Origin of the sequence: Sphingomonas lacusdianchii, assembly GCF_022664395.1 — a bacterium.
Classification (GTDB): domain Bacteria; phylum Pseudomonadota; class Alphaproteobacteria; order Sphingomonadales; family Sphingomonadaceae; genus Sphingomonas; species Sphingomonas lacusdianchii.
Genome location: NZ_JAKRET010000010.1, coordinates 1 through 24,331, shown reverse-complemented (window position 1 = coordinate 24,331; position 24,331 = coordinate 1). Strand labels below are relative to the sequence as shown.

General features: G+C 66.4%; 20 protein-coding genes. 10 read left to right on the top strand and 10 right to left on the bottom strand.

What is annotated here, in order from left to right:
• Positions 1–9 precede the first annotated feature (9 nt).
• The 3 genes from ptsP (at position 10) to MF607_RS13970 (ending at position 7,411) form a co-directional block, all read left to right on the top strand.
• Positions 10–2,511 (top strand): phosphoenolpyruvate--protein phosphotransferase, encoded by a 2,502-nt coding sequence (gene ptsP / locus MF607_RS13980; protein ID WP_242119838.1) that lies wholly within the window; start codon positions 10–12, stop codon positions 2,509–2,511.
• Positions 2,508–4,187: an N-acetylglucosamine-specific PTS transporter subunit IIBC gene (gene nagE, locus MF607_RS13975; RefSeq protein ID WP_242119835.1), complete on the top strand. Its 1,680-nt coding sequence runs from the start codon at positions 2,508–2,510 to the stop codon at positions 4,185–4,187. The genes ptsP and nagE overlap by 4 nt, the downstream gene beginning before the upstream one ends.
• A 167-nt stretch (positions 4,188–4,354) precedes the next feature.
• The gene (locus MF607_RS13970) at positions 4,355–7,411 is read left to right on the top strand and encodes a TonB-dependent receptor domain-containing protein (RefSeq protein ID WP_242119833.1); all 3,057 of its coding nucleotides are present in this window, start codon (positions 4,355–4,357) and stop codon (positions 7,409–7,411) included.
• 63 nt (positions 7,412–7,474) lie between these two features.
• On the opposite strand, the gene MF607_RS13965 is transcribed toward MF607_RS13970, so the two are convergent.
• Both MF607_RS13965 and hemW read right to left on the bottom strand, forming a co-directional pair.
• A complete protein-coding gene (locus MF607_RS13965; protein ID WP_242119832.1) occupies positions 7,475–8,470 on the bottom strand; it encodes a glycosylasparaginase in 996 nt (331 codons plus the stop codon).
• Between the two features lie 59 nt (positions 8,471–8,529).
• Positions 8,530–9,681 (bottom strand): radical SAM family heme chaperone HemW, encoded by a 1,152-nt coding sequence (hemW, locus tag MF607_RS13960; RefSeq protein ID WP_242119830.1) that lies wholly within the window; start codon positions 9,679–9,681, stop codon positions 8,530–8,532.
• A gap of 38 nt (positions 9,682–9,719) precedes the next feature.
• Between hemW and MF607_RS13955 the strand changes: the two genes are divergently transcribed.
• Positions 9,720–10,265, top strand: a complete 546-nt coding sequence (locus MF607_RS13955; RefSeq protein WP_347340888.1) for a CAP domain-containing protein — start codon at positions 9,720–9,722, stop codon at positions 10,263–10,265.
• Between the two features lie 263 nt (positions 10,266–10,528).
• Here MF607_RS13955 and MF607_RS13950 read toward each other — a convergent pair whose 3' ends face one another.
• The 3 genes from MF607_RS13950 to rph all read right to left on the bottom strand — a co-directional run bounded on the left by MF607_RS13950 (position 10,529) and on the right by rph (position 12,253).
• A complete protein-coding gene (locus MF607_RS13950) occupies positions 10,529–10,744 on the bottom strand; it encodes a hypothetical protein (RefSeq protein WP_242119826.1) in 216 nt (71 codons plus the stop codon).
• Between the two features lie 166 nt (positions 10,745–10,910).
• Complete coding sequence (gene rdgB / locus MF607_RS13945; RefSeq protein ID WP_242119824.1) at positions 10,911–11,540, bottom strand: RdgB/HAM1 family non-canonical purine NTP pyrophosphatase; 630 nt, start codon at positions 11,538–11,540, stop codon at positions 10,911–10,913.
• Entirely contained in the window at positions 11,537–12,253 is a 717-nt protein-coding gene (rph, locus tag MF607_RS13940; RefSeq protein ID WP_242119822.1) for a ribonuclease PH, read from the bottom strand. Before rph ends, rdgB begins: the two co-directional genes overlap by 4 nt.
• Positions 12,254–12,370: 117 nt before the next feature.
• Between rph and MF607_RS13935 the strand changes: the two genes are divergently transcribed.
• The 6 genes from MF607_RS13935 to MF607_RS13910 all read left to right on the top strand — a co-directional run bounded on the left by MF607_RS13935 (position 12,371) and on the right by MF607_RS13910 (position 18,334).
• Positions 12,371–12,868, top strand: a complete 498-nt coding sequence (locus MF607_RS13935; protein ID WP_242119820.1) for a DUF6438 domain-containing protein — start codon at positions 12,371–12,373, stop codon at positions 12,866–12,868.
• A gap of 176 nt (positions 12,869–13,044) precedes the next feature.
• On the top strand, positions 13,045–14,085 hold the full coding sequence (gene hrcA / locus MF607_RS13930) for a heat-inducible transcriptional repressor HrcA (protein ID WP_242119818.1): 1,041 nt from the start codon (positions 13,045–13,047) through the stop codon (positions 14,083–14,085).
• A 20-nt stretch (positions 14,086–14,105) separates the two neighbouring features.
• On the top strand, positions 14,106–14,663 hold the full coding sequence (locus MF607_RS13925) for a nucleotide exchange factor GrpE (RefSeq protein WP_242119816.1): 558 nt from the start codon (positions 14,106–14,108) through the stop codon (positions 14,661–14,663).
• Positions 14,664–14,746: 83 nt separating this feature from the next.
• Complete coding sequence (locus tag MF607_RS13920) at positions 14,747–17,443, top strand: [protein-PII] uridylyltransferase (protein WP_431311954.1); 2,697 nt, start codon at positions 14,747–14,749, stop codon at positions 17,441–17,443.
• A gap of 39 nt (positions 17,444–17,482) precedes the next feature.
• Positions 17,483–17,692, top strand: a complete 210-nt coding sequence (locus MF607_RS13915) for a hypothetical protein (RefSeq protein ID WP_242119813.1) — start codon at positions 17,483–17,485, stop codon at positions 17,690–17,692.
• Positions 17,693–17,905: 213 nt separating this feature from the next.
• A complete protein-coding gene (locus tag MF607_RS13910) occupies positions 17,906–18,334 on the top strand; it encodes a hypothetical protein (protein WP_242119811.1) in 429 nt (142 codons plus the stop codon).
• Positions 18,335–18,419: 85 nt separating this feature from the next.
• Here MF607_RS13910 and infC read toward each other — a convergent pair whose 3' ends face one another.
• The 5 genes from infC to MF607_RS13885 all read right to left on the bottom strand — a co-directional run bounded on the left by infC (position 18,420) and on the right by MF607_RS13885 (position 23,756).
• Positions 18,420–18,953: a translation initiation factor IF-3 gene (infC, locus tag MF607_RS13905; RefSeq protein ID WP_242119809.1), complete on the bottom strand. Its 534-nt coding sequence runs from the start codon at positions 18,951–18,953 to the stop codon at positions 18,420–18,422.
• Between the two features lie 63 nt (positions 18,954–19,016).
• Positions 19,017–21,029 carry a threonine--tRNA ligase gene (gene thrS / locus MF607_RS13900; protein ID WP_242119807.1) on the bottom strand — a complete coding sequence of 671 codons (2,013 nt, stop codon included), beginning with the start codon at positions 21,027–21,029 and terminating at the stop codon, positions 19,017–19,019.
• Positions 21,030–21,234: 205 nt separating this feature from the next.
• Complete coding sequence (locus tag MF607_RS13895; RefSeq protein ID WP_242119804.1) at positions 21,235–22,032, bottom strand: hypothetical protein; 798 nt, start codon at positions 22,030–22,032, stop codon at positions 21,235–21,237.
• A 134-nt stretch (positions 22,033–22,166) separates the two neighbouring features.
• Positions 22,167–23,294 carry an acyltransferase family protein gene (locus MF607_RS13890; protein WP_242119802.1) on the bottom strand — a complete coding sequence of 376 codons (1,128 nt, stop codon included), beginning with the start codon at positions 23,292–23,294 and terminating at the stop codon, positions 22,167–22,169.
• Between the two features lie 258 nt (positions 23,295–23,552).
• On the bottom strand, positions 23,553–23,756 hold the full coding sequence (locus tag MF607_RS13885; protein WP_242119800.1) for a hypothetical protein: 204 nt from the start codon (positions 23,754–23,756) through the stop codon (positions 23,553–23,555).
• Positions 23,757–24,331: the final 575 nt, after the last annotated feature.

The window sequence follows — 24,331 nt, the reverse complement described above, 5'->3', positions numbered from 1 at the left end:
GGGCCGATCATGACCGCCATCCTGCTCACCGCACCGTTGCAAGGCTGGGCTAGCGCGCTCGACGACGTGCCCGACGCGGTGTTCGCCGGGCGGATGCTGGGGGACGGCGTCGCGATCGACCCGACCGGCGGTACGCTGCACGCCCCCTGTGACGGAGAGGTGCTGACGCTGCATGCGGGTGGCCATGCCATCACCCTGCGCGGCGAGGGCGGGGTCGAGCTGCTGATGCATATCGGCATCGACACGGTGCAACTGGGCGGCAAGGATTTCTCCGCGCGCGTTGCCGTCGGCGACCGGGTCGAGCGCGGCCAGCCGCTGATCGATTTCGACCTTGATGCGCTGGTGCGGGGCGCGCCGTCGCTGATGACGCCGCTGATCGTCACCAATGCCGATGCGTATCGCATCGTCCGGCGCGAGACCGACCGGGTGGTCGGTATCGGGCAGCTGCTGTTGACGGTCGAGCCGGTCGCGGCGAGCGCGCCGGCCACGATGACGGAAGAGGGCGGGCGCATCGTGCGGCAGGTGCAGGTGCCGATGGCCCACGGCCTGCACGCGCGCCCGGCCGCGAAGATCGGCGAGATTGCGCGCGGCTTTCTCGCAACGAGCTGGCTGGCCAAGGACGGCAGCGAGGCGCGTGCCACCGGCGCGGTCGGTCTGCTCGGGCTGGGCGTGCGGTTCGGCGACACGGTCGACGTGATCGCCAGCGGCCCCGACGCCGCCGAAGCGGTCGCCGCGCTGGCGACGCTGATCGAGGGCGGGATGGGCGAGCGCGCCGAACGGGCGGCGGTCGAACCGGTGGTCGCGCCGCCGCCGCCGCCCGCCGCCACGCTGCCCGAGGGGCAGTTGGCGGGCACGCTGGCGGCGCCGGGCTATACGATCGGCACCGCCCGCTGGCTGCGCGTTGCCGAGATCGAGGTGCCGGTCGACGGGCAGGGCGCCGCGATCGAGACCGCCCGGCTCGATTCGGCACTGTCGGCGGTGCGTGAGAAGCTGGCGGCGACGACCGGGGAAGGGGCGGCGATCCGCGCCGCGCATATCGCGTTCCTTGACGACCCCGATCTGCGCGACGCCGCGAATGTCGCCATCGCCGATGGCCGCGATGCCGGCCATGCATGGCGCACGGCGACGCGGGCGCAGGCGGCGACGCTGCGGGGCCTTGGCGACGCGCGGCTGGCCGAGCGCGCCGACGATCTGCTCGACCTCGAACGGCAGGTGCTGGGCGAACTGACCGGCACGGTCGCGGAGGCGATGACGTTCCCCGCGGGCACCATCCTGCTCGCCGACGATCTGCTGCCGTCGCAGGTGATGGCGATCGATCCCGCCGCCGTCATCGGCCTTGCGGTCGAGCGTGGCGGGCCGACCTCGCACGTCGCGATCCTCGCGGCGACGATGGGGCTGCCGGCGCTGGTCGCGATCGGCGCGCCGCTGAACGACGTGACGGATGGCGCGACGCTGATCCTCGACGCCGATGGTGGCGTGCTGCACGTCGATCCCAATGCGGCAAAGCTCGCCGAGGCGCGCGCCCATGCCGATCGCCGCATTGCCGACCGCGATGCCGCGCTTGCCCGCTCCGGCGAGGCCTGTGTGACGCTCGACGGCGTGCGGATCGAGGCGTTCGCCAATCTCGGCTCGATCGAGGATGCGAAGGCGGCGATGGCCAATGGCGCCGAAGGATCGGGGCTGCTGCGCACCGAATTCCTGTTCCTCGACCGTGACAGCGCGCCCGATGCCGCCGAACAGGCCGCGCTGTACGGCGCGATCGCCGCCGAACTCGACGGGCGGCCACTGATCGTGCGGCTGCTCGATATCGGTGGCGACAAGCCCGCCCCCTATCTGCCGATCGCGCCCGAGGAAAATCCGGCGCTGGGGCTGCGCGGCATTCGTGTCGCGCTGGCCATGCCCGACATTCTCGAAACCCAACTGCGCGGCATATTGTCGGTGCAGCCGGTCGGGCAATGCCGGATCATGATCCCGATGGTGGCGAGCGTCGCCGAGATTGCCGCCGTCCGCGCGGTCGTCGACCGGTTGCGCGCCGACCTCGGCATTACCGAACGCGTCGAGATCGGCATCATGGTCGAAACCCCCGCCGCCGCGGTCACCGCCGCGACGCTGGCGGCGCATGCCGATTTCCTGTCGATCGGCACCAACGACCTGACGCAATATGCGCTGGCGATGGATCGCGGCAATCCGGCGGTGGCGCCCGGCATCGACGGGCTGCACCCGGCGGTGCTGCAACTGATCGCGCATACGACCGAGGGGGCCGGACGGCATCGTCGCTGGGTCGGGGTGTGCGGTGGCCTCGCGTCGGACCGGCTGGCGATCCCGCTGCTGGTCGGGCTGGGCATCACCGAATTGTCGGCGTCGCCGCGCTTCGTGCCCGAATTGAAGGCGCTGGTCCGGCGGCTCGATACCCATCGCTGCCGCCTGCTGGCGGTACGCGCACTCGCGGCGGCATCGCCCGCCGAGGTGCGGACCATGGTTCGCGAATTTTTGCAGGAGCTGGGTGCATGAAGTCGGTCGTCGAAACGCTGCAGCCGATCGGCCGCGCGCTCATGCTGCCGATCGCGGTCCTGCCGGTGGCGGGGCTGTTGCTGCGGCTGGGCCAGCCCGACCTGCTCGACATCGGCCTGCTGGCGGCGGCGGGCGATGCGCTGTTCAACAATCTCGGCCTGCTCTTCGCGATCGGCGTCGCCTGCGGCATCGCCCGCGACGGCAATGGCGCGGCGTGCCTTGCGGGCGTCGTCTGCTATCTGGTCGTCAAGAATGGCGGGCCGGTGTTCCTGACCGTCCCGGGCGAGGTGACGCAAGGCTTTGCCTCGGACGTCGCGGCGACCCTGTCGGCGGCGTGGAAGGCAAAGGCGTTCGCCAAGCTCGACGTGCCGATCGGCATCGTCGCCGGGCTGATCGGCGGCCATGCCTATAACCGCTATGCGACGATCAAGGTGCCGGAATATCTCGCCTTCTTCGGCGGACGGCGCTTCGTGCCGATCGTCAGCGGCGTGGCCGGCATCGCCATTGCGGTCGTGGTGGGCCTGAGCTTCGGCGGCATCACCACCGCGCTCGACCTGCTCAGCCGCGGGCTGGTGGCATCGGGCAGCTTCGGCCTGTTCGGCTTCGGCCTGCTCAACCGGCTGCTCCTGGTGACCGGGCTGCACCATATCCTCAACAACGTCGCGTGGTTCGTGCTCGGCGATTTCGAGGGGACGACCGGCGACCTGCGCCGCTTCTTTGCCGGCGATCCCACGGCGGGGGCGTTCATGGCCGGTTACTTCCCGGTGATGATGTTCGGCCTGCCCGCCGCATGCCTTGCCATGTACCGCTCGGCATTGCCCGACCGGCGCAAGGCCGTGGGCGGCATGTTGCTCAGCCTCGCGCTGACCAGCTTCCTGACCGGGGTGACCGAGCCGATCGAATTCTCGTTCATGTTCCTTGCCCCCGTGCTCTACGCGATCCATGCGGTGCTGACCGGCCTGTCGATGGCGCTGATGGACTGGCTGGGGGTGAAGCTCGGCTTCGGCTTTTCGGCGGGCCTGTTCGACTATGTGCTGAACTATGGAAAGGCGACGAAGCCGCTGCTGCTGCTGCCGGTCGGTGCCCTTTATTTCGCGCTCTATTACGGGGTGTTCCGCTTCTTCATCCTGCGTTTCGACCTCAAGACGCCGGGCCGCGACGCCAGCGCGCCGTCGCTGACCGGCGCCCCGGCAACCGGCGGCGGCGAGCGGGGGCGGGCGTTCCTCGCGGCGCTGGGCGGCAGCGGCAACCTCGCCAGCATCGGGGCCTGCACCACCCGGCTGCGGCTGGTCGTCGTCGATCAGGCGCTGGTCGACGAAGCGGCGCTGAAGGCGCTGGGCGCGATGGGCGTACTGCGTCCCTCGGCACGCGCGGTACAGGTCGTGGTCGGCCCGATCGCCGATCAGGTCGCAGAGGAAATCCGGGAAGCAGGGACGGGCGGTCCGGCCGCTGCGCCGGTCGCGGTTCCCGAAACGGCAACGGACGCTGCAGCGCCCGTGTTGTCGGCAGCCCTGATCGAAGCTCTGGGCGGGGCGGGGACGATCGCCCGCACCGAACCCCTTGCAGGACGGATCCGGGTCGAATTGCGGCAACCGGCCGCGATCGACCTCGGATCGCTGCCGGATATCCGCGCCGCGGCGCAGGTTGCCCCGACGGTGGTGCATCTCCTCGTGTAGACGATCGAATTGCTTCTGGGGTGTGTTGCCCAAGTGCAACGGCACCCCCGAATTGGGATAGGATACCGAAGAAAGTATCAAAAAATATTGATTCCCCCTCTCGCCGGCGGAACACTTGTTGCACCGGTGAAACAACCCGCGCGACGGGACGCCGAAAAGGGGGAACCATGCAATCGATCAAGAAGCTGCTCGCGACATCATGCCTGGCGACGGTGCTGACCGGCGCTGCGCACGCGCAGAGCGTACCCGTCGAACCGCTGCCCAAGACAGCGACGACCGATGCCGACGATGACCAGACGATCACGGTCACCGGCACGCGCATCGTGCGCCCGAACAACAAGTCGGCAGCGCCGATCGTGTCGACCACGTCGGCGGAAATCGCTGCGCAGGGTGCGACGACGATCGAGGAGGTGCTGAACCGCCTGCCGCAGATCCAGCCGAACGCGGAACAAAATTACGCCGATTCAAGCGGTGCACAGCGCATCAAGTTGCGCAGCCTTGGCTTCGAACGCACGCTGACCCTTGTCGACGGCCTTCGCCTCGGCCTCGTCAACCAGATGGACACCAGCATCATCCCCACCGCGCTGGTCGAACGTATCGACATCCTGAGCGGCGGCGCATCGTCGGTCTATGGGTCGGACGCGGTGTCGGGTGTCGTCAATTTCATTCTGAAGAAGAATTTCGACGGCGTCCGTCTCGACGCCAATTACAGCTTCTACAATCACGACAATCGCCCGAACGCGGTGACCGAGGCGGCTGGTCGCGCCTTCTTCCCGGCGCGGACGGGCATGGCCAATGACGGTCGCCGCCTGAACGTGACGGCGTCGTTCGGCAAGAACCTGTTCGATGGTGCGGTGAACATCACCGGCTTCGTCAACTATCGCGATTCGACGCTGATTCGCACCGCCGACCGTTCCTATTCGGCATGCGAGGTGACACAGCCGACCAGGGACGGTCCGCTGGTGTGCAGCGTCGCCAGCTTCACGCCGAACGGTACGATCATTCCGCAGTCCGGCGCCAATCGCGGCCGGCAGTTGGTCAACAACCCGCTGAACAACGGGACGTTCGTGCCGATCAATTCCGGCCCCAATACTGCGGCCAACCCGTTCGACGGCCAGAGCTGGCAGCGCGAGTTCAACCGGATCAACACCGGCGGCTTCCTGACCGCGCGGATTTCCAGCGATATCGAACTATATTCGTCGGCGCTGTTCTATCGCGACAAGTCGCGCAATCCGCAGCTCAACCGGACGTTGAACTTCGGTGCTTTCGGCAGCTCGCCTTACTCTTTGCCTTGCAACAACCCGTTCCTGTCGGCGTCGCAGGCGCAGACGCTGTGCGGTAGCGCTGCGGGCACGAGCACCTATGTTCCAATCGATCTGCGCTACCGCTTCGACGGAGCGCCGCCCGTCGACGCGGTCTTCATCAACAAGGGCTTTCGGGTCACCGCGGGCCTGCGCGGGCAGGTGCTGGACGGGGTCTGGAACTACGACGTCGCCGGCGTGCTGTCGCGGCTCAATTCCACCAGCTTCGGTCTGGCCTATCCCGACTATGACCGGGTCAATCGGTCCCTCGACGTGACGCTGGTCAACGGTCGCCCGACCTGCCGTTCGGCAATCAATGGCGAGGATCCGAACTGCGTACCGTTCAATGCCTTCGTCCCGTACAATAGCGATCCTGCAGCGAACGCCTATTTCTTTGGGCCGGGTCAGTACAATTACTCGAACACGTCGACGACCGGCAGCCCGCAGATGTGGCAGGCGCTGGCGACGTTGAGCGCCGACCTCGGTAAATACGGTTTGACTTCGCCGCTGGCGGATCAGGGAATTGCGGTTGCCTTTGGCGGCGAGTTCCGGGCCGAGAAGCAGACCAATACCGCCAACGCCGCGTATCGCGAAGTCTTCGGCGGCGACAACCAGCGCTTCACCCAGAATATTGTCGAGGTGAACGCCGAGTTGCAGGCGCCCCTGATCGAGAATCAGGCGTGGACCGATCTGCTGCAGTTCAACGCGGGCTATCGTGTATCGAAGTACAACCGCCTGCAGGGCAACTTCAACACATGGAAGCTGGAGGGTATCTGGTCGCCGATTCCCGACATCAGCTTCCGCACCGCGTTCAACAAGGCGCAGCGCGCACCGAGCGTAACCCAGGCCGCGTCCGCCGCCAACATCGGCTACACGACCGAGGGTTCGCGCAACGATCCATGTGCGACGGTCCGCAATCCCAACTATGATCCGGGCAAACCGGCCACCGGCACCAACCAGCCGTTCTTCGCGCCGACCGCGACGATCGAACAGTGCCGTGCGACGGGGCTGCCCGACAATCTGTACGGCAGCGAGACCCTGGATTGCCCGGACGGTTTCTGCACGATCCGCAACGGCGGGTTCAATCTGACGCCCGAAACCGCCTATACCAAGACGTTCGGCGTCGTGCTGCGTCCGCGGTTCGTGCCGGGTCTGACCGTGTCGGTCGACCGGATCGTCGTCAATCTGAACGACGCGATCAACTATTCCGCGGCCAACGACTTCTTGACCGGCTGCTTGACGTTCCGCACCGAATATTATTGCCGCGGCGTCGTACGCAATCCGGGCACCTTCACCCTGTCCAGCCCGACGAGCGGTAATCCGACCGCCGGCTATTTCGCGCAGGGCCTGACCAACGGGTACAAGTCGAACTTCAGGAGCTGGGATTTCCAGGGACAATATGGCCGTGGCCTCGGCTCGGCGGGCCGGATCGACCTCGCGTTCAACGGGTCGTTGACGACGAAGGTCGGCGGACAGGCGACGCCGGAATCCGTCGATGGCAACTGCGTCGGCTATTATGGTCCGTTCTGCGGCGAAAGCCTGCCGCGCTGGGCGCACAATATGAGCGCGACCTGGACCGCCCCCGACAATGTGTTCAGCGCTTGGATCAACTGGCGGCATGTCAGCCCGACCACGATCACCTATAATGTCCGCGATCCGGAGGGGACGGGCATTCCGTTCACCGCCGCCGACCGGCGCACCACCTATACCGGCATCGACGCCTATGATTATATCGACGTCTCGCTGGCGTTCGATATTGCCAAGCGCATGACGCTGCGGCTGTCGGTCAACAACGTGTTCGATACCGATCCGCCGCTGGTTCCCAATTCACGCAACGTGCTGGGGCTGTTGCGGACCAATACCGTGTTCCGCTACGACCTGCTCGGTCGCAACGTCGTCGCGGGCGTCGGCCTGAAATTCTGATCCGCTTCCGCAAGGGGAAGCGAATGGCTCCGTCACCGATGCGGTGACGGAGCCATTCTCTTGTCAGGCGCTGCGCAGGCTGGCCGATTGCAGCACCGTACTGCGCCCATCGTCGCCGGTGACGGCATAGGTGAAGCCCGGCAGTATCGCGAAGGCGCCGACCTGTCCGTTCCGGTCCATTGCGAGGAAGCCGACCTGCACCCCGTCCAGCGCCGATCCGCGCAGCTTCGCGATATGCTCCACCGCCTCGCGACACGCCGCCATCGGCGTCATGCCGGCACGCAGCGACGATACGACGCGGGCGGTGCCGGCGATGCGGGTCACCTCCTCGCCCAGCCCCGTCGCGGTGGCGGCACCGACCCCGGCCTCGACGAACAGGCCGCTGCCGACCTGCGGCGAATCACCGACCCGCCCGTGCAGCTTGAACGCCATGCCCGACGTGGTGCACGCGCCGGCCAACTCCCCGTTCGGTGCACGCGCGATCATGCCGATCGTGTCATGGTCGAGCGGCCCGCCCAGCGGCGCGCGGCCATTCTCGCTATTGGCGACCGGCGCATATTTCGACGTCTTGAGCCATTTGCGCCATTCGGCCTCGGCCTCCGGCGTGAGCAGTTTTTCCGCGGTGAAGCCGTTGGCCAGCGCGAATTGCCGTGCCCCATCGCCGACCAGGAAGGTGTGCGGCGTGCGCTCCATCACCGCGCGCGCGACCGAGATCGGGTGGGCGATGTCCTCCATCGCCGCGACCGCGCCGACATGCCCCTTGTCGTCCATGATGACCGCATCGAGCGTCACCCGCCCGTCGCGATCGGGATAGCCGCCCCTGCCGACCGAATGGTTGGCCAGGTCGGCCTCGGGCACTTTCGCCCCCGCCTCCAGCGCGTCGATCAGGCTGCCGCCGCTTCTGAAGCGGACGACGGCGGCATCGTTGGCGGCGGCGCCGAAGTCCCAGGTCGAGGCGATGCGCAGCACGCCGGTCGATCTCGGCTGGGCGGGCAGGGTGGCCGATCCGGCAACGGCGGCAAGGCCGGTGATGGCGGCGCGGCGGGTGATGGTCGGCATGGGTTCCCCGTTTCACTGGTGATGCGCGGTTGTGCGCAGTCGCCGGGGGCGGGGCAAGCCTATAGCGCGATCTCGCGCAGCACCGCGTCGAGCACCGGAAAGCCGGCGGGTGTCAGCGCGAGCCGATCGCCATCACGCGCCACCAGCCCCTGCCGCGCGAGCAGCGCCACGGCATCGGTCCGCACCACCGCATCGATCGGCCGGTCGCCCAGCGCCGCGACACGGGCAAGGTCGATGCCCTCGCGCATCCTGAGGCCCATCACCAGCGCCTCGGTCACGCGTTCGTCGGGGGTCAGCGCGTCCTCGCGTTCGATGCCATGGCCGTTGCGCTCCACCGCCGCGATCCAGTTCTCCGGCTTCTTGCGCCGGACGGTCGCCAGCCCCTCGCGCCGGCCATGCGCGCCAGGGCCAATGCCGGCATAGTCGCGATAGCGCCAATAGGTCAGGTTGTGGCGGCTTTCCGCGCCCGGCCGGGCATGGTTCGACACCTCGTACAGCGGCAGGCCGGCGGCCGACGTCATCGCCTGCGTCACCTCGAACAGGTCGGCGGCAAGGTCGGGATCGGGCAGCGTCAGCGCCCCCTTGGCCGCCAGCGTCGCGAAGCGCGTGCCGGGTTCGATGGTCAGTTGATAGAGTGACAGATGCTCGGTCCCGAACGACAGCGCGCGGGCGAGTTCGGCTTCCCATGCCGCCAGCGACTGGGCGGGCCGGGCATAGATCAGGTCGAAGCTGACCCGCGCGAAATGCCGCTGCGCCACGCCGAGCGCGGCCAGTGCCTCCTCCACGCCATGCGCGCGTTCGAGGAAGGCGAGGGCGTCGTCATGCAACGCCTGTACGCCCAGCGACACCCGGTTGACCCCGGCGGCGGCGATATCGGCGAAGCGTGCCGCCTCGACCGAGGACGGGTTCGCCTCCAGCGTGATCTCGATATCGTCGCTCGGCGGCCATGCGCGGCACGCGGCATCGATGATCGCGGCAACCGTCGCGGGGGGCATCAGCGACGGGGTGCCCCCGCCGAAGAAGATCGACGCCAGCCGCCGCCCCGGCAGTGCCGCCGCCTCATGCGTCAGATCGGCGAGGAGCGCCTGCAACCACGCCGCCTGATCGACCGCGTCGCGGACATGGCTGTTGAAGTCGCAATAGGGGCATTTCGACACGCAGAACGGCCAGTGGACGTAGAGCGCAAGGGGGGGAGGTTGGTCGGGCGCCATCGCCGTCCCATATGGGCGCGATGCGATCGATACAAATATTGGCGCCGCTTTTGCTGCTGGCCGCCTGTTCACCGGGCGTCGAGGCCGGTCCCGAACGCATCGTCGAACCGCGCACGTTCGAAGGGCCGGCGCCGCGCGGGGTGGCACTGCTGCGACAGGCGATGGAAGCCGGCCACCGTGCCGCGCGCGGCGAGGCGGGACTGCCGCCGCTCGCCTGGGATTCGGCGCTGGCACGCGATGCGAAGACCTATGCCGATACGCTGGCGACGACCGGTCGGTTCGAACATTCGGGGCAACCGCGCGGGGTGCCTGAACAGGGCGAGAATCTGTGGACCGGCACGCGTGGCGCGTATCGCTACGACGAAATGGTCGGCCATTGGGTCGCGGAGAAGCGCGACTATGTGCCGGGCGTCCTGCCCGCCGTGTCGCGCACAGGCAAGTTCGGCGATGTCGCCCATTATACCCAGATCATGTGGCGCACGACGCAACGCTTCGGTTGTGCCGAGGCGGGCAATGCGCGCGACGATTTCGTGGTGTGTCGCTATGTCCCGGCGGGGAATGTCGCGGGGCAGCGGGCGTTCTGAAGGTCGGGTCGGGGCGGCGAATAAGAAGCTGGCGAAGTCGCGCTGCGTTTGCACCTCTGCATTGCAGCCTTACGCGACCTTCGCAAAAGTCGTGCGCTTAACCGGAAAATTTCGTACCCCGGCGGAGGCCGGGGTCCAGTTGGGAAAGCTTCTCGCCTCTCGCCGACGTCCCCCGACTGGGCCCCGGCCTTCGCCGGGGTACGGAAACGGGGGTTTAGCAGCGGTTTCGCCGGCGTAGGGTTACGGCATCCGAGGCCGCGACCCTACCCCCGCGCACCGGCGATCATCTTGGCGGCGATGTGGCGGACGGCATGGTCGTCCTTCTCGCCGCCCTGGCTCGGATCGCCGAGCTTGTCGAGGCTGGCTTCCAGCGAGTCGAGCAGGCCTGGATGCTGTTCCTCGACATAGCGCATCGTCCAGAACAGGAGATGCTCGACCGCGATCTCGCGGTGGCGGGTTTCGGTGATCGCATCGGGCATCGGAATTCCTTTCGGGGCGTCCAATGCGCAGGGTTGGGTGGGCGTTCCGCTTGGTACGCCCGACCCGATGCCAAACCGTTCGTGCTTCAGAAGAGTGTTTCGATACGGGTCTTCGACAAGCTCAGCCCCTACTCAGCACGAACGGCTTTCCATGTGATAAAATGGTTCAGAACACCGCCTTCACCAATTGCGCGAACGCATCGGCGCGGTGGCTGATCGCATGCTTGTGGTCGGGATCGATCTCGCCATAGCTCCGGTCCATCCCGTCCTGGACGAACATCGGGTCATAGCCGAAGCCAAGGTCCCCACGCGGCGGCCATACCAGTTGCCCGTCGACGCGGCCCTCAAACCATTCGACATGCCCATCGGGCCATGCCAGCGCCAGCGCGCACACGAAATGCGCCGCGCGGCTATGGTCGGGGCCGGTCGCCTGCATCCGTTCCTCGACCAGCCGCATCGCCGCGTCGAAATCCTTGGACGGCCCCGCCCAGCGCGCCGAGAAGATGCCCGGATCGCCGTTCAGCGCCTCGACGCACAGCCCGCTGTCATCGGCCAGCGCCGGCAGCCCCGACAGGTCGGCCGCCTGCAACGCCTTCAGTTCGGCATTGGCGACAAAGGTCGTGCCGGTCTCTTCCGGTTCGGGCAGGTCGAGTTCGCCTGCCGAGATCGGGGTGACGCCATAGGGCCCGAGCAGCGCGGCGATCTCGCGGATCTTGCCGGGATTGTGGCTGGCGATGACCAGCTTGCCCGGGGTGAGCTTGCGGATCGCCTGTGGTTCCTTGCCCTCGCCGCTCATCGCCCGGTTGCCCGCAGCTGTTCGGCGAAGATGCGGCCGCAGCCGATGCGGGCGAGGCGCAGCAGGCGCAGCAGCGCCTCTTCGTCATAACAGGCACCCTCGGCGGTCGCCTGCACCTCGGCGATATTGTTGTCGCTGGTCAGCACGAAATTGGCGTCGGCATCGGCCGCCGAATCCTCGATATAGTCCAGGTCGAGCACCGGTGTGCCCTGATGGATGCCGCAGCTGACCGCCGCGACCTGCCGGCTGATCGGATCGACCTCCAGCTTGCCCTCACGCATCAGCCCGTCGACCGCGAGGCGCAGCGCCACCCATGCGCCCGAGATCGACGCGGTGCGGGTGCCGCCATCGGCCTGGATCACGTCGCAATCGAGCGTGATCTGCCGCTCGCCCAGCGCCTTCAGGTCGACCACGGCGCGCAGCGACCGGCCGATCAGCCGCTGGATTTCCTGCGTCCGGCCCGACTGCTTGCCCTTCGCCGCTTCCCGGTTGCCGCGGGTATGGGTGGCGCGGGGCAGCATGCCGTACTCGGCCGTCACCCAGCCTTCACCCTTGCCGCGCAACCATGGCGGCAGCCGCTCCTCGAGCGAGGCGGTCACCAGCACCTTGGTATCGCCGAAGCCGATCAGGCACGAACCCTCGGCATGGCGAGTGAAGTTCGTCTCGATCGTGATGGGGCGCATTTCGTCGGGGGTGCGGCCGGATGGGCGCATGGGATTCTCCTGAAATTTGCCAAGCCCTAGCCGCCCGTTCATCGCCGCGCCAGTCGCCGCGCGGTACGCCCATGATGACGGGTCCGAAACGACGGGTCCGCAACAGGGAGCGACGTCATGAAGATCATCGCCTTGGGTTTGCTGCCGATACTGGGCGGCTGCGTGATGGCGGTCGGCAACACGACCACCGAAACCGCGCCGGTCGCGATCGAGCGTGAGACGATCAGCTATGAAACCTCGCCCTGTTTCGGCACCTGTCCGGTGTACCGGGTGACGATCCAGCCCGACGGCACGGGCGTGTTCGAGGGGCGGCGCTTTACCAAGGTCGTCGGCACCCGCGATTTCAAGGCGACGCCGGCGCAGTATCGCGCCTTCGCCGCGAAACTACAGCCCTACCGGCCGCAGGGCGAGCGGCTGGTGCAGCCGGGTCAGCCGGGATGCGACAATGCGCCGACCGACATGCCGTCGGTCGATGTCCGATGGAATGAATTGTCGGGCGCGGCGCAGCATCTGTCCTTCTATTATGGCTGCCGGATGCGCGATCAGCGGATGAACGAAGCGCTGCGCGCGGCGCCGAACGAACTGCCGATCCGCCAGTTTATCGAGACGCCTTAGATCCTCCCCGGTACGGGGAGGGGGACCAGCGAAGCTGGTGGAGGGGGAGCGCGGCATACGGAACGGCGGCGTTGCGCGGCGAACCCCTTCCACCACCGCTTCGCGGCGGTCCCCCTCCCCACGGGGTGGGGAGGATTGGCTTTCCCACAAGCGGCAACCGCCCTACATGCCCACGCATGGCCCAACCGATCCACGAACTGACCGACCGCGCCCGCGACGTGTTCCGGATCGTGGTCGACAGCTATCTCGCCACCGGCGCGCCGGTCGGTTCGCGCACTATCGCGCAATTGTCGGGCCTGAACCTCTCGCCCGCGTCGATCCGCGGGGTGATGCAGGATTTGGAGGAGGCCGGGCTGCTCGCCGCGCCGCATGTCAGCGCCGGGCGGATGCCGACCGAAACCGGCCTCAGGCTGTTCGTCGACGGCATGATGCACGCGATGGAGCCATCGGCACAGGAGCGCGCGACGATCGAGGCGCAGGCGGATACCGCCGGTCCGGTCGAGGAAGCGCTCGCCGGGACCGCCGCCGCGCTGTCGGGCCTCTCGGCCAGTGCGGGCGTCGTGCTGGTGCCCAAGCGCGAGCCGGTGCTGAGACAATTGTCGTTCGTGCCGCTGTCGGGCACTCGCGCGCTGGCGGTGCTGGTCGGGGCGGACGGATCGGTCGAGAATCGCGTGCTCGATATCGCGGCCGGGACCAGCGTCGCTGCGCTGGTCGAGGCGGGCAATTACCTGACGGCGCGGCTGTCCGGCCTGACGCTCCCCGAAGCACGTGCCCGGATCCTGCGCGAAATCGGGCGGGAACGTGCCGAACTCGACGCGACCGCGCGCGCGCTGGTCGAGGCGGGGCTGGCGATGTGGAGCGAGGATGGCGGGCAGCGCCCGGTGCTGATCGTACGCGGTCAGGCGCGGCTGATCGACCCCGCCGCCGCCCACGACCTCGACCGCGTACGACAGCTGCTCGACGAACTGGAGGGCAAGGAAGAGATCGCCCGGCTGCTCGAATCGGCACAGGACGGCGATGCCGCGCGCATCTTTATTGGCTCCGAAAACAAATTGTTCGCATTGACCGGATCGTCGGTCATCGCCAAGCCGGTCCGCGCGCTGGACGGGCGCGTGGTCGGCGTGGTCGGCGTGATCGGGCCGGTCCGGTTGAACTATGCGCGCGTCGTGCCCATGGTGGATTTCACTGCCGCGACGCTGACGCGGCTGCTGGGCTGACAGGACAAGAAGAGACCCGAATGAACGACACTCCCGCCAACGACGATACGAACGACCTGCGCGAAGCCACCGCCGAGGCCGCGCCCGAAGTCGCCGAAGCGGATCGCCTCGCCGAACTCGAAGCCAAGCTGGCCGACTCGCAGGCCGAAACCCTCTATGCCCGCGCCGATCTGCAGAATGTGCGCCGCCGCGCCGAAAAGGAGGTGGCCGACGCCCGCGCCTATGCCGCGACCGCCTTCTCACGCGACATCCTGTCGGTGGCCGATAATCTGTCGCGCGCGCTGTCGGCGATCCCCGAGGATTTGCGCGGCGACGACCGGCTGAAGGGGCTGATCACCGGCCTCGAAGCGACCGGGCGCGAGCTGGAAAGCGTGTTCGGCCGTCATGGCATCACCAAGATGGTGTCGGTCGGCGAGACGCTCGACCCCAACAAGCATCAGGCGATGTTCGAGGTGCCGTCGAACGACGCCGCGCCGGGCACCGTCGTGCAGGAAATCCAGACCGGCTATATGATCCGCGACCGGCTGTTGCGTCCGGCGCTGGTCGGCGTGGCCAAGGCGCCGGAGGGCGGCGCCTGAACGAGACGGTCCGGCCCGACCTGGCCACGCCGCCCCGGTTCGAACGGATCGTCCATCCGGAGGCGATCGTCGAGCCGGCGGCGCTGGCGGCTTCGCTCGCGGCACTCACCACCGGCGATCAGGACGGCACGGCATTGCGCCGCGCCGCGACCGCGGTGCTGCGCGATGCGATGGCGCGCGGCCGGACCGAGATCGAACGCCGGCTGCGCGCCCGTCCCAGCCATGGGCTGGAGACGGCGGCGGCCTATGCCTATCTGACCGATGCGATCCTCGTCGCGCTGACCGGTTTCATCGTCGATCACGTCCACCCGAACCCCAATCCGACCGCGGCCGAGCGGATGACGCTGATCGCGGTCGGCGGCTATGGCCGGGGGGAGATGGCGCCGCATTCGGACGTCGATATCGGCGTGCTGACCCCGTGGAAGCAGACCGCCTGGTCCGAACAGGTCATCGAATCGATCCTTTATGCGCTATGGGATCTCGGGCTGAAGGTCGGCCATTCGTCGCGCTCGCTCGACGAAATGGTGCGGCAGGCGAAGGGCGATGTCACCACTCGCACCGCGCTGGTCGAGGCGCGCTATGTCTGGGGCGATACCGCGCTCTATGGCGAGGCGGCACAGCGCTTCAAGAACGAGGTGCAGGACGGGACCGCGCGCACCTTCATCGCCGAAAAGCTGGCCGAGCGCGACGCGCGGCACAAGCGGATGGGCGATACCCGCTATGTCGTCGAACCGAATGTGAAGGAGGGGAAGGGGGGCTTGCGCGACCTGCATGCCCTCTTCTGGATCGGCAAATACGCCTATAATGTCCGCCGCGCCGCCGATCTGGTCCGCGTCGGGCTACTCAGCGCGCCCGAATTGCGCAAGTTCAACCGGGCCGAGGATTTCCTGTGGGCGGTGCGTTGTCACCTCCACCTCATCACCGGCCGGGCCGAGGAACGGCTGACCTTCGACGTGCAGACCGAGATCGCGACGCGGATGCGCTATAGCGACCGGGTCGGCAAGTCGCGCGTCGAACGCTTCATGCAATATTATTTCCTGCAGGCGAAGCGGGTCGGCGACCTGACCGGCATGTTTCTCAGCCATCTCGACGAAACCTATGCCGCGCGCGGCAGCCGCTTCGGCTTCCCGCGGTTGCGGCGGCGACCGGGGCGGTTGAACGGCTTCGTGCTCGACCGCGGGCGGCTGGCGCTGCCCAAGGACGATTTCTTCGCCCAAGACCCGGTGCGGCTGATCGAAATCTTTGCGCTGGCCGACCTGCACGGCCTCGAAATCCACCCGCTGGCGATGCGCGCCGCGTCGCGCGATGCGCGGATGGCGGCGCAGGTCCGTTCGCACCCGCGCGCCAACCAGCTGTTCCTCGACGTGCTGACCTCGCCGCGCGATCCCGAACTGGTGCTGCGCTGGATGAACGAATGCGGCGTGTTCGGCCGCTTCATTCCTGATTTCGGCCGCATCGTCGCGCAGATGCAGTTCGACATGTACCATCACTATACGGTCGACGAGCACACCATCCGCATGATCGGCCTGTTGTCGCAGGTCGAACGCGGCATCTGTCGCGAGGAGCATCCGCTCGCCACCGCCCTGTTCGGCGGCATCGTCCAGCGGCGCGCGCTGTTCGTTGCGGTGCTGTGCCACGACATCGCCAAGGGGCGCGGCGGCGACCATTCGATCCTCGGTGCCGAAGTCGCCGAACGGCTGTGCCCGCGCCTAGGCCTCACCCCGGCCGAGACCGAGACGGTGGCGTGGCTGGTCCGCTACCACCTGTTGATGTCGGCGACGGCGTTCAAGCGCGACCTCAGCGATTTCAAGACGATCCTCGACTTCACCGGCATCGTGCAGTCGCCGCAGCGGCTACGCATGCTGCTGGTCCTCACCGTCGTCGATATCCGCGCGGTCGGTCCCGGCACGTGGAACGGGTGGAAGCGGCAATTGCTGACCACATTGTTCGAAACCGCCGAGGAAGTGCTGCGCCTCGGCCACAAGCAGCGCGGTCGTGACGAACGCATCGCCGAGAAGCAGGAACGGCTGCGGCAGACGCTCGGCTGGGACAAGGATACGCTGGCCGCCTATGTCCGGCACCTGCCGCCCGCCTATTGGATCGCCGAGCCGGACGACGTGATCGCCGCCAATGCGCGGATGGTCGATCAGTCGGGCGATGCGCGACTGACGATCGAGACCAGCGTCGACGAGGATCGCGGCGCGACGCTGGTCACGGTCCATGCCGCCGACCATCCCGGGCTGTTCTATCGCATCGCCGGCGCGATCCATGCGGCGGGCGGCAACATCATCGATGCGCGCATCCACACCACGCGCACCGGCATGGCGCTCGACAATTTCCTCGTCCAGAATCCGCTGGGTGGTCCGTTCGACGAAGCCGGGCAGTTGCAACGGCTGAAGACGGCGATCGCCGATGCGCTGGCCAATCGCATGAAGCTGAACGACCGGCTCGCCGCCAAACCGCTGTCGCGCGTCCGTGCCGAAGCCTTCCCGATCGAGCCGAACGTGCTGATCGACAATGCCGCATCGAACCGCTTCACCGTGATCGAGGTCAATGCCCGCGATCGGCCGGCGCTGCTGCATCATCTGGCACAGGCGCTGTTCCAGTCGAAGGTCACGCTCCACTCCGCCCATGTCGCCACCTATGGCGAGCGGGCGGTCGATACCTTCTATGTCACCGACCTGACCGGCGACCGAATCACCGGGCAATTGCGCCTGAAATCGCTCGAACGGCGGATGCTGGATGCGGCGGCGGGCAAGGATTTCGGGGTGTTCGCCTAATCCCTTGCGGTTCAGTATGGATTGAGGCAGGATCGGGTCATGGACCTGATCCTGCTGGCCGTTCTGGCCATCGCCGTTCTGCTGATCGCCCTTGTCGCGGCAGCATCCAACCGTCGCAAAGCCCGCCGAGCCGGGGTGGATGACGGGGGCGGAGACGGTTTCTTCGGATGGTTCGATGGCGGCGGTTCGTCCGGTGACTGCGGTAGCGACGGTGGCGGCTGTGACGGCGGGGGCGGCGGCGGCGATTAAGCGGCTTGAGCCGACGCCGCCTGACTGTTACGAAACCGAATGAACCGTTCGTTCGCCCGTCTGCAACAACAATGCCGCAATTCGACGGCGGTGTTTGTGCGCGCGCTCGGTTCGAGGGATTGCTGACCAGCTATTCCGAACTGTGACGTTGACCACCCCGCCCGACCGGCGGGGTTTTTTATGCTGGTTGGGCCTGACCCACGGACCAAAGGCATGTTTCTCGACGATTCTGAAATCGAACGGATTGCGCTGGGCATGATCGATCGCAGTCTGCCCAAGCGCGACTGGACTCATGCAGGCCATTTTGCAGCGGCGCTTTGGCTGCGCCGGCACCGACCGGATCTTACCGGCGCGGAGGCGATCCGGTCGCTGATCTCGTGCTATAACGAAGCGACGCATACGGCCAATACCGATAGCGGCGGCTATCACCACACGATCACGCTGGCGTCGATGCGCGCGGCGGCGGACCATCTCGACCGGCATCCGGCAGAAGCCCCGCTTGCGGTCGTTTTGTCGGGATTGATGGCTTCGGAGCTTGGCCAACCCGACTGGCTACTGGCCTATTGGAGCCGGGAGTCGGTGTTCAGTGTGTCTGCGCGCCGCGAGTGGGTCGAACCCGACCTTGCACCGTTACCGTTCTGACAGGCTGCATTACCTACCGAAAAGCCGCCACGTTCCCGTTGGAACATGGCGGCTTTTCGACGTCGCAAACCCGACGAGCAGGCGCTTACTTCGGTGCCAGCACCATCAGCATCTGCCGGCCTTCCATGCGCGGATAGGCTTCGACCTTGGCGATTTCCTGGGTCGCTTCGGCGACGCGCTGTAACACCGCCATGCCGAGCTGACCATGGCTCAGTTCGCGACCGCGGAAGCGCATCGTCACCTTGACCTTGTCGCCCTCGGTGATGAATTCCTCGACCTTCTTCATCTTCGTATCATAATCATGATCGTCGATGTTAGGACGCATTTTGATCTCCTTGATCTCCTGCGTCTTCTGGGTCTTGCGGGCGAGGTTCGCCTTTTTCTGCGCCTCGTACTTGAACTTGCCCACGTCGAGGAACTTTGCGACGGGCGGATCGGCGTTCGGCGACACCTCGACCAGATCGAGCCCGACCTCGGCCGCCTGCGCGATCGCTTCGCGCGTGTACATCACACCCAGATTCTCGCCCTCATGGTCGATCACGCGGACCTTCGGCGACTGGATGAACTCGTTGAATCGGGGGCCGTTCATCGGCGGCGGCGCATTGGGGCGACGCATCATGGGCGGACGGATAGGTACTGCTCCTTCAGTGTTCGAAAGTCCTATATAGTCAATTCTGCGCGATTACGAAAGGTTCCGCGCAAGATCGGGTGCCAGCGCTTCGTTCGACAGCATCGCGACCAGTTCGTCGAGGGCGATGACCGACTGCCCCTGGCTGCCCAGCCGGCGCAGCGCGACGGTACGCTCCTCCGCCTCGCGCTTGCCGACGACGACCAGCGCCGGGACCTTGGCCAGCGAATGTTCGCGCACCTTATAGTTGATCTTCTCGTTGCGCAGATCGGTTTCGACGCGGATGCCGGCCGCCTTCAGCGCCGCTGCGACCTCGTTGGCATAGTCGTCGGCGTCGGACACGATCGTCGCGACCACCGCCTGTACCGGCGACAGCCACATTGGCATGCGGCCCGCATGATGTTCGATCAGGATGCCGAGGAAGCGTTCGAACGTGCCGAGGATCGCGCGGTGGAGCATCACCGGGCGGTGGCGGTTGCCGTCCTCGCCGACATAGGTCGCGTCGAGTCGTTCGGGCAGCACCCGGTCCGACTGGATCGTGCCGACCTGCCATGTCCGCCCGATCGCGTCGGTCAGGTGGAACTCCAGCTTGGGGGCGTAGAAGGCGCCTTCGCCGGGCAGTTCCTCGAACTTCGCCTTGATGTCGTCCGACAGGTTCGACGACAGCACCGCCTCGCGCAGTTCCGCCTCGGCCTTGTCCCACATTTCTTCGCTGCCGAAGCGCTTCTCGGGACGCAGCGCCAGCTTCACCGCATAGTCGGTGAAGCCCAGATCCTGATAGACCGAGTCGAGCAGTTCGCAGAAGTCGCGGACTTCCTCGATCAACTGATCCTCGCGGCAGAAGATATGCGCATCGTCCTGGGTGAACTGGCGCACGCGCATGATGCCGTGCAGCGCGCCATGCGGTTCGTTGCGGTGGCAACAGCCGAATTCGGCCATGCGAATCGGCAGGTCGCGGTACGACTTGATCCCCTGGCGGAAGATCAGGACGTGCGCCGGGCAGTTCATCGGCTTCAACGCCATCATGTCGGCATCGGCGCTGACGATCGCGCCCTCATCCTCGGTATTGGGGATTTCGTCGGGCACCACGAACATATTCTCGCGATACTTGCCCCAATGGCCCGACTGTTCCCATTGCCGCGCGTCCATCAACTGCGGCGTCTTCACTTCCTGATAGTCGTGCGCGTCGAGACGGCGGCGCATATACGCCTCCAGCTGCCGCCACATCATATAGCCCTTGGGGTGCCAGAAGACCGACCCCTGCGCCTCGGACTGGAGGTGGAACAGGTCCATCTCGGCGCCCAGCTTGCGATGGTCGCGCTTGGCGGCTTCCTCCAGCCGGGTGAGATGCGCGTCGAGCTGCTTCTTCGACAGCCAGCCGGTGCCGTAGATGCGGCTGAGCATCGCGTTCTTCTGGTCGCCGCGCCAATAGGCGCCCGACACGCGGGTCAGCTTGAATGCCGCCGGGTCGAGCTTGGCAGTCGATTCGAGGTGCGGCCCGCGACACATGTCGAGCCACGCGCCTTGCCGATAGATGGTCAGTTCCTCGCCTTCGGGCAGTTCGGCGGCCCATTCGGCCTTGAACGTCTCGCCCTGTGCGGTCCAGCGATCGATCAGCTGCTGGCGCGTGACGACCTCGCGCTCGAACTTTTCGCCGCGGGCGATGATCTTGCGCATCTCCGCCTCGATCAGCGGCAGGTCCTCGTCGGTGAACATGCCGCGACCCGGCGCGGGTGCGAAGTCGTAATAGAAGCCGTCCTCGGTCGCGGGGCCGAAGGTGATCTGCGTGCCCGGGTACAGCGTCTGCACCGCCTCCGCCATGACATGCGCGAAGTCGTGCCGATGGAGTTCGAGCGCGTCCGCCTCGTCCTTCGCCGTCACCAGCGCCAGCGACGCGTCGCCGTCGAACGGGCGGTTCAGGTCGCGCACCTGCCCGTCGACCCGCGCGGCGATCGCGGCCTTGCGCAGACCCGGCGAGATCGCGGCGGCGATGTCGGCTGGGGTAGTGCCCGGCGTCACCTCACGGACGGCACCGTCGGGGAGGGTGATGCGGAACAATGCGGACATGCGAAGCGACCTGCGATGCGAGGGGGATAAACGCCTGCCGACTAGCCGCTGGGGGCGGGGAGGGCAAGGACAGGCGCCGCATCCGGCTCCCATCGTCATTCCGGCGAAGGCCGGAGTATATTGTGTCGGGTGTTCGCGGCTCGATCGAAGCCGCTCGTTTCCTTCGGTTTCAGCCCGTGCCGGAAGAACGGCAGGATCGAGGGCGTCACTCCACCGCCGCACCGGCATCGGTATAGGTGATGCGGATCCGGACCCAACTGCCTACCAACGGCCGACCACCGACGCGCGGCGGCAAAATGCGGAACTGCCACGCCGCCTGTCGCACCGCGCGCGCCAAGCCCGACCCGCTTGCCGACTGGCCGATCTCGCGGCAATCGGTCACCTGGTTGTTCGGGATCGTGCGGCACGCGACCTCGCCCCAGCCGGGCGGCGCGTTGCGCGGCAGATAGGTCGACAGCTCGGCATGGGTCGGGCGGCGATACCAGTCGGCGGCGTAGAGTCGCTCGCCGCCACCACTGCCACCACCGGCATCGGCCTCCGCATCGCCATCGCCGCTGTCGCCGGTCGTGCTGCCGGTACCGACCCCTTCGGTCCCGCGCGTGCCGGGCGTGATCGCGGCGCGTGCGAATTCGCGACCGGTCATGGGAATGACCTTCGACCAGACGTCGGACGGTCGCTCGGCAGGGACGGGCGGGGGTGGAACCTCGGGCGGCGGGGTTACGGTGGCGGTCGGCTTGGCGGTCGCGGCACTTCCCGCAGCGGCCTTGCGCTGGACCTGCTTGGCCGGGGCGGCGGCGGGGGCTACCCGGTCGGCGGGCAGCATGTCGACGACCAACGGCGATTTCTCGCCCGGCGGCGGCGACATCAGCGTCGGGGCGATGCGCAGCAGCAGCCACAGGATCAGCGCATGAATCGCCACGACCAGCGCCAGCGTCGTCAGCCGACGCGACAGCGGCGGCGGGCTTTGCGCGGAGAACCGTTGCTGAAGTGCCTGCGTCGCCACGCCGAACCCCCTAGCGCAGCCCAGGCATCAGGGCGACGGGAAAGAAGGCCCTTGCCGTTCCGTCAGCGACGGCGTGCGTATCGCGGATACCGGTCGGCAAGCGGGACCGATCGCGAGCCGATCGGGAACTCCGCCTATGACCTTGCGGCGACCGTCGCCTTCCTTGGACCAAGCGCTGCACGCACGGCATGTGCTCCGTAGAGTTCCACCGTTCTGGAGCTGCCGACCGCCAGCGCGAGGGTGATGACCAGACCGCCGACGACCAGCAGCATCGCCCCAAGGGAATGTGCGTTGCCAAAAGCGACGTTCTGCATACCGACCAGCTTCGGCGACAGAAGCTGAAACAATATCGTCGCGACGATACTGTGGATCAGGTAGATCCCGAATGAGTATTTCGCGATACGGCGCAGCGCAGACATATGCAGCGGCGTCTTGATGCCAGACGAGTCGATGACGACGACCGAAAATACCAGGATATAGACCAGCAACAGCCGTTCGACTCCATGGACGGCCGCGCCCCGGCCGAACAGCATGAAGGCCGCCAATAGGAAGGTCGCGATCGCAACGCCCCTTGGAATCCTGACGTCCCGGTTGCGCGACAACAAAACGCCGAACAGAAAGGACGGGACGCAGCGGAGGATCCCGAGCGACTCTTCCTGGATGGCGGTGATGCTCGAATCCAACTGCGTGGCGATATAGGAACATATCGCGAGCGCGGCCGCGAGTATTACCAGCAGCGCGAGATTGAGGGAGGGCAGCCGCCGCAAGATTCTGAGGGCTGGAAGGGCGAGGCAGCACCCGAAAATCGCGCTGACCGCCCAACTCGGATAGTTGTACGTTGCGAATTCGCCGAGACCCCAGCTGTGGGTCAGCGTCAGATGCGGGGCGAAGGACGATAGATCGTATCGATCCGGGTTCTTCGGGTGAACCAGGTCGAAGACGAGCGCGACCGCCAGCATGAAATAGAAGCCGAGGGTCGCGATATGCAGCGGATATAGTCTTGCCACGCGATCGACGATGAACTGGCGATACAGCTGCGGACCATAGGTTTTGCGATCGACCACGTTGCCGACGAAGAATCCGCCGAACACGAAGAATATATCGGTGAAACAGGCGAAATAACGCGAGACGTCATAGGGCAGATCGCCCTTGGTAAAATAATAGGGGAGATAGTGATACAAGGCGATGCCGAGGCACATTACGCCACGCAGTCCGTCGAGACCGTGTAATCGTGTCGTTGGTGTTGCGGCTTGCACGGACATATCCCCTTTTCGCCCGACCTGTGAAGATGGGAACGTAGCCCGTTCCGTAGTGGCGATTTGTTCACGCCGCGTTAGCGGCGACGGCAGAAGCCGGCTTTGCTCGCCAGCCTACTCGTCGCGTGCGTGTGTCGATATTCGGCACGGATCCGTGTTAGCCAGCCGATACTCGGTATCCTGCGCGGTCGAGCAGCCGTCTCGACGCCCCTTGGCATTACCCCGCATGCATGGCGCGGCACATCGAAAGCAGGCTCAGCAGGCTCAGCAGGATCGCCGTTGCGTTGCCGACCCCTTCAGTATCTCTTGCAAGTGGCGCGTCTTTTCCGACATATTTCGGTTCGCTCCGCCATCGGCGGCGGCGTCCGTTCCGAAATAATATTGACACCAGATATTCTGATCGGTGTCCCGTTGATCGGCACGGAAAATATCGAATACTGCATTCAGTAATTCAGTACCGGCGACCATGTCTTACCCCCAGACAAACTGACCCCGTTCAGCCCCGGCCGGCATGGTAACGGTTTCACTATATGAATCCTATAGTGATTTTAGATGACTGTCTCACGCCGGTCCGGCGGCTGGTGGTCGGTGCGGGGCAGGGGCGGGCCAGCACGCACGCAAAGCACAGGCGCGTGCGATCGTTTGCTGGTAACGGTCAGTGCCCGTCCTTGCCGGCATATGGTCGCCGGTGTTCTGCCGGACCGATGGTCTGTGGGGGGCGCGTAGTTGGGCGTGCAGGCAAGAATGTGCATCGCCAACATTGCGCCCGGCATCCGCGCTTGCCGGTCGGGCGGCAAGCGGGCACTCTTTCGACAAGGCGGCGCAGCGTCGAACCACGAAGTCCATGACGATTGGTGTCTGTGGAGTGAAGTAACGCCAACCACAGTTCGCGGTATATTGTCGAGTCTTCAAAAAGACTGGAGCGGGCGAAGGGAGGCGAGCGATGGCCTTCTTGAGCGTCATCATCCTGAGCGTTTTCGACCGCTTCCTGACGGCTCTGGACGCGTTGGAGGATGGTCGAGATGGTGACGGGCCGACCATCG